This window comes from Pseudomonas sp. VI4.1 (assembly GCF_002029345.1).
In the GTDB taxonomy this organism is placed as follows: Bacteria; Pseudomonadota; Gammaproteobacteria; order Pseudomonadales; family Pseudomonadaceae; genus Aquipseudomonas.
In genome coordinates, this window is record NZ_MULM01000138.1 from 40815 (window position 1) to 50587 (window position 9773).

The window sequence follows — 9773 nt, forward strand, 5'->3', positions numbered from 1 at the left end:
GACCCGCGTCAATCCTGGTCACAGTTCTGCGGCCAGAATCGAAAAAATCCTGTGATAAATTCCCGATCCCCTGCTACGTTTTATCAAGTAGCCGCGTAGCGTCTTGCCTGCGTCATTTTTCTTTCACGTGGGCACTTTATGCTCAGTGCGCAGGTCACTTATTCAGGCATTTTTTTCAAACAAACGTGGGGGATTGAAAATGGACGAATATCAAGAAGAACTGCTCGAATATCAGGCGTTCGAACTCGACCCGCTGGAACCCGCCGAAGACGCGACCGAGCTGTAAACGAGCGCTTCCAGGCTTCAAGCTCGTCGCTGATCGCTTGCAGCTTCAGGCTGTTTTCCTATGACTTCGGCGAAACTCGCCGGGGGTCTGGCCATTCCAGCGTTTGAAGGCCCGTTGAAAGGCTTCGGCTGAGGCAAAACCCAGCAGGTAGGCGATTTCTCCGAACGCCAGTTCGGTGTCGCGGATGTAGGTCATGGCCAGGTCGCGGCGCGTGTCATTGAGGATCGCGCGAAATTGCGTGCCTTCCTCTGCCAGTTTGCGGCGCAAGGTCCAGGTCGGCAGCTTCAGGCGTGCCGCCACTTCTTCCAGGTCGGGCTCCCGGCCACCATTGAGCAACGGCCCCAGCAACTGAGTGATGCGTTCACGCAGGCTGCGGGTGCGTGTCAATTGCTCCAGTTCCCGTTCGCACAGTTGCAGCAAGTGCCGCCAGGTGCTCGGGCAGTGCAGCGGATTGCGCTGAGCCAGGCTGGCCAGGCTCAGGCGCAGTTGATTGTGTTCGGCACCGAACTGGATCGGACAGTCGCCCAGCACGGCATACGTCTCTCGGTAATCCGGCGCTTGAAACTCGATCTCGATGCGTTCGGCGCGCAGCGGGTCAGGGCTGACGCTGGACAGTTGCTGCAACCAGCCGGCGATGATCGAATCCACCACGAAGCGGTTGTAGGCGTTGTAAGGACTGATGGAATAGAAGCGCAGCCAGGCGCCCTGGGCGTCCTCATGAAAGCTCGATTGGCCGCGATAGTTGGAGCCGTACAAGGCTTCGAAACGAATCAGGCAGCGCGCCGCTTCTCGCACCGTCGGCGCCTGGGCAGCGGTGACGCCGGCCAGGCCGGCCTGGCTCAGGCGACTGAGCTGGCCCATGCGCAAACCCAATGCCGGGTCACCGGTCAGTTGAATGGCGCTGTGACCCAGGCGCATGTAGCGCGGGATCGAGAGCCGGGCGCCGGCTTCGCTCAGGCGCGCCGCGTCAAGGCCATACTGCTCGAGCAAGGGCTGTGGGTCTGCACCGTGACTGCGCACGGCGTCGGCCAGGCTGTGCACAAAGCCCACCGACAGATCGCCCAGTCGCATCGGCAAGGGTTTCATGGTTTATAACCACAGGTTCAGTAAACGCGCGCCACGGGCATTGCCATCGGCGAAATGCTGGCCGTTGCTGCTGATGAAAGCTCTGCCCGGCACTGCCCTGGTCCCAGAACTGGCCGCGCAGGAACACGCTCATGCCGGCGATCGCCTGGCTGCTGGGCGGTTGAGCGGTCAGGGTCAAGTGATGCCAGGCCTGGCCTTCGCTCAGCTCCCCGGCCTTGAGGCTGACGGAGCCGGGCGTCGACAAGCCCTTATAGCCGCGCCACGGTTTATCCCAAGTGCCGCGCCCGGTCACGAAGGCCGGCACCGCGACGAACTTCGCGCCCTGAGCGTCAAGCTTGCGGTAGGCGTCCGGGTACCAGCTGTCGCTGGCCGATCAGGCACCCCCAGGCGTCCCGCCGGGGTATCGACGACGCCGGGCGTGCGCTCGCCATTGGCCGCGATGACGTCATGTTCATCGAACACCGGGTGCATCTGGCGCTGGGGTTGGCCGATCGGCAGGCCGTCACGGCCGAATACCACGCTGCTGTTATACAGCGCGCCGCCGCCGATTTTCAGCCTGCCATCGATGATCACGGGCTCGGGCAACACGATGGAGCCCGCCACCAGGGTTACCTGGAATTCTTTGGCCAGGCCGCCGAACAAGGCCTGGTAGTCCTTGGCCATGCCTTTGGCTTTCATCCGCAGGTGAGCGTCGTCCAGGCGGCTGTCGCCCCTGGCACCGATCAGGGCGCGGACGAACTTCAAGGGATTGCTCGCCGCCAGCCAGTTCATGGCTTCCTTGAGGGTCGTGGCCTGGTACAGCTCATCTTTCTCGCCGCTGACCATCAGCCAGGTGCCGATGTGTTCCGGCAGCACGACGATGGTTTTTTCATTCAGCAGGCCCTGGTCCCGGGCCTTCTGCAAATAGGCCGCGAGCTTGCGGTGCAAGCGCTCGGAGCTTTGGTAGTCGGTGGGAAACAGCTCGGGCTGGATGCCCAGCAGGTTGCCGCGATCGGCGGGTGTGCCTTGATCGACGGCGACGTCGATACGCAGGTCCGACAGGTAGTGACCCACCGGACGGTCCGCGGCCCACATCGCGTAGGTCGTGAGGGCGGCAATCAATGCCATGGAGAAGGTCAGGTACAGAAGTTTGCGCATGGGAAAACAGTCAACGGCCGTGTGCGGGTTCGCTGACTAGGGTAGGGCCCATGCCGGCGCTTGCCAAGGGGCACTGCGCATTTGGATCAATAAGTTGTCAGTTACGGTCATTGAGCGAGCGGTGGAGTGCTCATAGTCTGTGGCACATGACAGAGGGCTGCCAAAGAGCACCCAGACTTTTTCCGTGATCGTTCGTTGTGGAGTTACCGATGGCCGCCGCTCATTACCCAAACCTGTTGGCCCCGCTGGACCTGGGTTTCACCACGTTGCGCAACCGCACCCTGATGGGCTCGATGCACACCGGCCTTGAGGAGAAACCCGGCGGTTTCGAGCGCATGGCCGCGTACTTCGCCGAGCGTGCCCGGGGCGGCGTGGGCCTGATGGTCACCGGCGGTATCGGCCCGAACGATGAGGGCGGGGTGTATTCCGGAGCGGCCAAGCTGACCACCGAGGAAGAAGCGCTCAAGCACCGGATCGTGACCCGCGCGGTGCACGAGGCGGGCGGCAAGATCTGCATGCAGATCCTCCATGCCGGCCGTTATGCCTACAGCCCGAAACAGGTCGCGCCGAGTGCGATCCAGGCGCCGATCAACCCGTTCAAGCCCAGGGAACTGGACGAGGAGGGCATCGAGAAGCAGATCAGCGATTTCGTCACCTGCTCGACCCTGGCGCAAACAGCCGAGTACGACGGCGTCGAGATCATGGGCTCGGAAGGTTATTTCATTAACCAGTTCCTCGCCGCGCACACCAACCACCGCACCGACCGTTGGGGCGGCAGCTACGAAAACCGCATGCGCCTGCCGGTCGAGATCGTGCGTCGGGTGCGCGAAGCGGTCGGCCCGAATTTCATCATCATCTTCCGCCTGTCGATGCTCGACCTGGTGGAAGGCGGCAGCACCTGGGAAGAAATCGTGCAGTTGGCCCAGGCCATCGAGCAGGCTGGCGCGACGATCATCAACACCGGCATCGGCTGGCACGAAGCACGTATCCCGACCATCGCCACCAAGGTGCCGCGCGGTGCGTTCAGCAAAGTCACGGCCAAGCTGCGCGGCTCGGTGAACATTCCGCTGATCACCACCAACCGCATCAACACCCCGGACGTCGCCGAGCAGATCCTGGCCGAAGGCGATGCCGACATGGTGTCCATGGCGCGCCCCTTCCTCGCCGACCCGGACTTCGTCAACAAGGCCGCCGCCGGCCGTGCCGATGAAATCAACACCTGCATCGGCTGCAACCAGGCCTGCCTCGATCACACCTTCGGCGGTAAGTTGACCAGCTGCCTGGTGAACCCGCGGGCCTGCCATGAGACCGAACTCAATTACCTGCCGGTACAGCAGATCAAGAAAATCGCCGTGGTCGGTGCCGGCCCTGCCGGTCTGTCCGCAGCGACCGTGGCCGCCGAGCGTGGCCATCAGGTGACGCTGTTCGATTCGGCCAGTGAAATCGGTGGCCAGTTCAACATCGCCAAGCGTGTACCGGGCAAGGAAGAGTTCTTCGAAACCCTGCGCTACTTCAACCGCAAGCTGCAGACCACCCATGTCGAGGTGTGCCTGAACACCCGGGTCGATGTGGCGCAACTGGTCGCAGGCGGTTACGACGAGGTCATCCTCGCCACCGGCATCGCCCCGCGGACCCCGGCGATTCCAGGCGTGGAGAACGCCAAGGTGCTGAGCTACCTGGACGTGATCCTCGAGCGCAAACCGGTGGGCAAGCGTGTCGCGGTGATCGGCGCCGGCGGGATCGGCTTCGATGTGTCGGAGTTCCTGGTGCACCAGGGGGTGGCCACCAGCCAGGACCGTGAAGCGTTCTGGAAGGAATGGGGCATCGATACCCACCTTGAAGCCCGTGGCGGGGTGGCCGGCATCAAGGCCCAGCCCCATGCACCGGCCCGTGAGGTGTACCTGCTGCAACGCAAGGCCTCCAAGGTCGGCGACGGCCTGGGCAAGACCACCGGCTGGATTCACCGCACCGGTCTGAAAAACAAGCAGGTGCAGATGCTCAACAGCGTCGAATACCTGAAGATCGACGACCAGGGCTTGCACATCCGCATCGGCGAAACCGGCGAACCGCAGGTGTTGCCGGTGGACAACATCGTGATCTGCGCCGGGCAGGATCCGCTGCGTGAACTGCATGACGGCCTGGTGGCAGCGGGGCAGAACGTGCATCTGATCGGCGGCGCGGATGTGGCTGCGGAGCTGGATGCGAAGCGGGCGATCAACCAGGGTTCGCGGTTGGCTGCGCAGTTGTAACAGGCAGGCCGAGCGTGCCAATGGCTTTCGCGGGCAAGCCCGCGACGACGTCCTCAAGGCTGCTAATATGCCGGCTCTTCACCCAGAGCCGGCATCAATGCTTCTCCCCAGCAATACTTGGCTCCGCCGAGCCCCCCTCGACCACCTTGATCTCGACTGGCTAACCCAGGCCAATATCGAAGTCGCCATCCTGCGCCTCGACCAGATCGACCCGCTGATCAGCGGCAACAAGTGGTTCAAACTCAGCGAACACCTCAAAGCCGCAGACCGGGCCGGTGCCAAGGGCATCATCAGCCTCGGTGGCGCCCACTCCAATCACCTGCATGCCTTGGCCGCTGCCGGCAAACGCTTCGGTTTCCCCACGGTCGGCCTGCTGCGCGGTCACCCGCAAGACACCCCCACGGTGAAGGACTTGCAAGCATTCGGCATGCAGTTGCACTGGTTGGGGTATGGCGGTTATCGCGCGCGGCACGAGCCCGGTTTCTGGCAGCCATGGCAGGCACAGTATCCCGAGCTGCAGCCGGTGCCGGAAGGCGGCGGCGGTTTGCCGGGCGCCAAGGGCTGCATGCCGCTCAAAGCGATGGTCAGCGCGCAGTTGAGCGGTCTGGGCTGGAACGACTCGACGGCTGGTGGCTGGCCTGCGGCACCGGCACCACCCTGGCCGGCCTGGTGTTGGCCGAAGCGGGCGAGCATCGGGTTTACGGCGCGTTGGCGGTACCCGACGAGCATGGCGGTGGCGCAGCAGGTGCAGGGGATTGTGCAGGAAGCGGGGTCGGTCGATGCCGGCTATGAACTGCTGGATGCCAGCCGGGGTGGCTTTGCCAAGGTCGATCCACCGCTACTGGAATTCATCGAACAGACCGAAAGGGACAGTGGCATCCCCCTCGAGCCGCTGTACACCGGCAAAGCGCTGCTGGCACTTAAACAGCAAGTCGACGCCGGAAAATTTACCCAGGGCACGCGTCTGATTTTCATCCATACCGGCGGCTTGCAGGGCCGGCGGGGGTTCAGCCCAGCTACCTGAAATACGCCGCCCCCACAGGTTCCCGTTGGCCTCAGGTATTACGGTTCACTCGCTTGGGTATCATCCGCAGCAACGTGTTATCTCGCACCACATAATGGTGATAAATCCCCGCCAGGGCATGCAGGCCGATCAGCCAGTAACCCAGGGTGCCGCCGAGTTCATGCCAGCCCTGGATCTGCTTGGCCAGCGCCTTGTCCTCCGCGATCAGCAGCGGCAAATCGAAGCCATAGAACATCACTTGATGGCCTTTGGCACTGGTGACCAGCCAGCCCAGCATCGGCATGGCGATCATGAACAGGTACAACGCCCAGTGCATCAATTTCGCCAGCACGGTTTGCCAGCGGGGGGAGGCCGGGAAGATCTGCGGTGCCGGACCGAGGCTGCGGGCGAATAGTCTCAGCCAGACCAGCACGAACACGGTCAACCCCAGCATGAAGTGCGATTCGGTGATCAGCGTGCGACCGCCGCTGCCTTTGGGAAAGATCCCGCGAAATTCGATACAGGCATAGACCAGCGCCAGCAGGACCAGCATCAACCAGTGCAGCGTGATCGACACGGTGCTGTAGCGTGAGTCGGAATTTTTCCAGGGCATGCGGCGTTCCTCACAGGACGGGTCAGGCCACCGTTCTGGGTCGACGATGTGCCTTTAACTGTAATCCTGTTTCGCCGGGTTTGCCTCAGAGGAGAGGGGATTCAATGCTCTGAGCACTGTAGGAGCTGGCTTGCCAGCGAAGGGGCCATCACATTCAACGTAAATGTTGACTGGTCTGACGCCTTCGCTGGCAAGCCAGCTCCTACAGGGGGAGGCGGTGGATCAGCTGCTTTGCGGCATTTCGCCCTTGGCCAGGCGCTGGTTGATGTCGGCGATCACTTGCGGCAAGTCGGTGATGGTGTCGATCATGTAGTGCGGGCGCGAGCCTTCGAACATCCCGTGGATGCGCTTGCGCTCGCTGGCCAGTTGGTCGCTGCCGAGGGCACGATAACCTTCGTAGTCCAGGCCCAGCGCGTTGCCCGAGCAGATCAGCGCCACAGTCCACATGCCGGCGCGACGGCCTTCGAGAATGCCCGGCACGGTATCGTCGATCTTCACGCACGCCGCGACATCATCGATCCCCAGGGCGATCACATTGGCCAGGGCCTGGGCCGGCCATGGGCGGCCGTTGGGCACTTCGTCGGTGGCGACCACGTGATCGGCCACGTAACCATTGGTGGCGGCCAGCTCGACCACCTTGTCCATGACCTGTTTCGGGTAGCCGGAGCAGGAGCCGATCTTGATGCCTTGCTGGCGCAGGTTGGCGATTGTGTCCAGGGCGCCGGGAATCAGCGCCGAGTGCTCGGCGATTTTCTCGATCTGCAAGGGCATGAAGCGTTTGTAGATGGCGGTGACGTCATCGTCGGTCGGCGTGCGGCCGAACACGGCGCGATAACGTTCGGCCACTTGCGGCTGATCGCACAGGGTCCGGATGTGGTCCCATTTGCCCATGCCCATCGGCCCGCGGGCTTCTTCGATGGAGACCTGGACGTCGAACTCGGCGAAAGCCTCGACGAAAATCTGGGTGGGGGCAAAGGAGCCGAAGTCGACCACGGTGCCGGCCCAGTCGAGGATGGCGGCCTGGAGTTTGGTTGGGTTCGTGTAGTTCATGTGACGTATCCCTTGTAGGAGCGAGCGGTTCGGCGATCCGACTTGCCCGCGAACGAACGATGATGAGGTTTGACGACTGACCGCGTCGCCTGTGTTCGCGGGCAAGCCTCGCTCCTACAGGGGACGGCGGTGTCTGTTGGTTCAGATTTCCAGCACTTCCATCTCGCGCAGCACTTCAGCCACCGCCGCCACGGCCGCGTGCATCTCGGCCTGGTTGACGTGGCCGATGCAGCCGACGCGGAACGTTTCGACCTGGGTCAATTTGCCGGGGTAGAGGATGAAACCCTTGGCCTTGACCCGTTCGTAAAATTCCTTGAACTGATAACGCGGGTCTTTCGGCGCGTGGAAGGTGACGATGATCGGCGCCTGGATGTCGGCCGGCAGGAAGCTGCGCAGCCCCAGTTTGGCCATGTCATCGAGCAGCACCTGGCAATTGTTGGCGTAGCGCTGATGCCGGGCGGGCAAGCCCCCTTCTTCGTTGTATTGCAACAGGGCTTCGTGCAGCGCGGCGACCACGTGGGTCGGCGGGGTGAAGCGCCACTGGCCGGTCTTGGCCATGTAGCTGTGCTGGTCGAACAAGTCCATCGCCAGCGAATGCGAGTTGCCGGCGGCATCGGCCAGGGCTTCCTTGCGAGCGAAGACGAAGCCCATGCCCGGTACGCCTTCCAGGCATTTGCCCGAGGCGGCGATCAGTGCGTCGAACGGCACCTGTTGCGCGTCGATCGGCAGCGCGCCAAAGGAGCTCATGGCGTCGATGATCAGGCGTTTGCCGTGTTGCGCGATGACCTGGGCGATCTCCGGCAGCGGGTTGAGGATGCCGGTGCTGGTTTCGCAGTGAATCAGTGCCACGTGGGTGATGTCGGGGTCGGCGCCCAGCAGGCGGTCGACGTCGGCGGCGGTGGTCGGTTCGTCTTCGGCGGTTTCGAAGGTGCTGAAGGAGCGGCCGAGCACTTCGCAGATTTTCGCCAGGCGTTTGCCGTAGGCGCCGTTGATCAGCACCAGGACTTTGCCGTTGCGGGGCACCAGGGTGCCGATCGCCGCTTCGACCGCGAAGGTGCCGCTGCCTTGCAGGGGCACGCAGTGGTGGCTGGCGCCGCCGTTGATGATCGCCAGCAGTTGCTCGCAGAGGCTGGCGGTCAGTTGATTGAAGCGGTCATCCCATGAACCCCAGTCGACCATCATCGCCTGGCGGGTGCGGGCCGAAGTCGTCAACGGGCCGGGGGTGAGCAGGATGGGTTCGGCGGTACTCATTCTCGTGTCCTCGCAATCGATGGGGTGAAGCTACGGGGCCTAAGTTGCAATTTGCCGAGCTATCAATCAAATTGTTTATTGTTATGCCAGCCATCAGTGAGAGTTATTCATGAACCTGTTCCAGCTCCGTGCGTTCGATGCGGTCGCCCGCGAGGGCAGCTTCACCCGGGCCGCCGCGCGGCTGTTCATCAGCCAGCCGGCGGTCACCGGCCACATCAAGGCGTTGGAGGAGCATTACCAGATCACCTTGTTGCGCCGCACCGCGCGACGAGTGGAGTTGACGGAAGAGGGCACCAAACTGGCGGCGATCACCCGGGCCATGTTCGGCCTGGCGGAAGAGGCGCAGGTGATGCTCGAAGCCAACCGACAGTTGCTCACCGGGCGCCTGGAAGTGGCGGCGGACGGGCCGCACATGGTCATGCCGATGCTGGCCAGCCTGCGCGCGCGTTATCCGGGGATCACCGTGAACCTGCGGCTGGGCAATGCCCAGGAAACCCTGGCGGCGTTGCTCTCGGAACATGCCGATGTGGCGGTGCTGACCGAGGTCGAGCCGCGCAAGGGCTTGCATCTGCAGGCCCTGAGCGAATCACGGATCTGCGCGCTGGTGCCGGCAGCTCATCCCTGGGCGCAGCAGCACAAAGGCTTGCCGATCAAGGCGCTGGACCAGGTGATCATGGTGCTGCGCGAGCCGGGTTCGATCACCCGGCGTACGTTCGACGAGGCGTGCGCCCGGGCCACAGTCAACCCGCGGGTGTTGCTGGAGCTGGACAGTCGTGAAGCGGTGACCGAAGCCGTGGCGGCGGAACTGGGGGTGGGCGTGGTGTCGTCGGTGGAAGTCAGCCATGACCCGCGGGTGGTGGCGGTGCCGATCATTGGTGAGGGGTTGGTGAACCGGCACATGATGGGCTGCCTGGAACGGCGGCGGGAATTGCGCCTGATCCAGGCGTTTTTCGGCTTGGCGCCAGCCAGATAATTCGCGGCGCACCCTTCGCGAGCAGGATCCGGGGTCGCCGCAGATCTTGTGAACGACGCAAACCTCGTAGGAGCCGGCTTGCCGGCGAAGGCGTCTTCATGGGCGCGGCAAGACTCAAGGCCGCC

Annotated in this window: 6 protein-coding genes and 2 pseudogenes; 3 read left to right on the top strand and 5 right to left on the bottom strand. The window is 63.2% G+C overall.

Annotation, left to right across the window (positions count from 1 at the left end; translation table 11 throughout):
- Positions 1-331: 331 nt before the first annotated feature.
- Together BZ163_RS11570 and BZ163_RS11575 are read right to left on the bottom strand one after the other, a co-directional pair.
- Positions 332-1372: an AraC family transcriptional regulator gene (locus BZ163_RS11570; protein WP_128871027.1), complete on the bottom strand. Its 1041-nt coding sequence runs from the start codon at positions 1370-1372 to the stop codon at positions 332-334.
- A 3-nt stretch (positions 1373-1375) separates the two neighbouring features.
- Positions 1376-2509 (bottom strand): annotated as a pseudogene (locus tag BZ163_RS11575) (nitrilase-related carbon-nitrogen hydrolase).
- A 209-nt stretch (positions 2510-2718) separates the two neighbouring features.
- Between BZ163_RS11575 and BZ163_RS11580 the strand changes: the two are divergent.
- On the top strand, positions 2719-4758 hold the full coding sequence (locus BZ163_RS11580) for an NADPH-dependent 2,4-dienoyl-CoA reductase (protein WP_128871028.1): 2040 nt from the start codon (positions 2719-2721) through the stop codon (positions 4756-4758).
- Between the two features lie 97 nt (positions 4759-4855).
- Positions 4856-5782: pseudogene (locus tag BZ163_RS11585) on the top strand (1-aminocyclopropane-1-carboxylate deaminase/D-cysteine desulfhydrase).
- 31 nt (positions 5783-5813) lie between these two features.
- Here BZ163_RS11585 and BZ163_RS11590 read toward each other — a convergent pair.
- From BZ163_RS11590 to BZ163_RS11600, 3 genes are all read right to left on the bottom strand, one after another.
- Positions 5814-6374 carry a cytochrome b gene (locus BZ163_RS11590; protein WP_128871029.1) on the bottom strand — a complete coding sequence of 187 codons (561 nt, stop codon included), beginning with the start codon at positions 6372-6374 and terminating at the stop codon, positions 5814-5816.
- Between the two features lie 222 nt (positions 6375-6596).
- On the bottom strand, positions 6597-7424 hold the full coding sequence (gene phnX / locus BZ163_RS11595) for a phosphonoacetaldehyde hydrolase (RefSeq protein ID WP_128871030.1): 828 nt from the start codon (positions 7422-7424) through the stop codon (positions 6597-6599).
- A gap of 141 nt (positions 7425-7565) precedes the next feature.
- Entirely contained in the window at positions 7566-8675 is a 1110-nt protein-coding gene (locus BZ163_RS11600) for a 2-aminoethylphosphonate--pyruvate transaminase (protein WP_128871031.1), read from the bottom strand.
- Positions 8676-8784: 109 nt separating this feature from the next.
- On the opposite strand from BZ163_RS11600, the gene BZ163_RS11605 reads away from it, so the two are divergent.
- Positions 8785-9648 (top strand): LysR substrate-binding domain-containing protein, encoded by an 864-nt coding sequence (locus BZ163_RS11605; RefSeq protein ID WP_128871032.1) that lies wholly within the window; start codon positions 8785-8787, stop codon positions 9646-9648.
- The last annotated feature ends 125 nt before the right edge of the window (positions 9649-9773 follow it).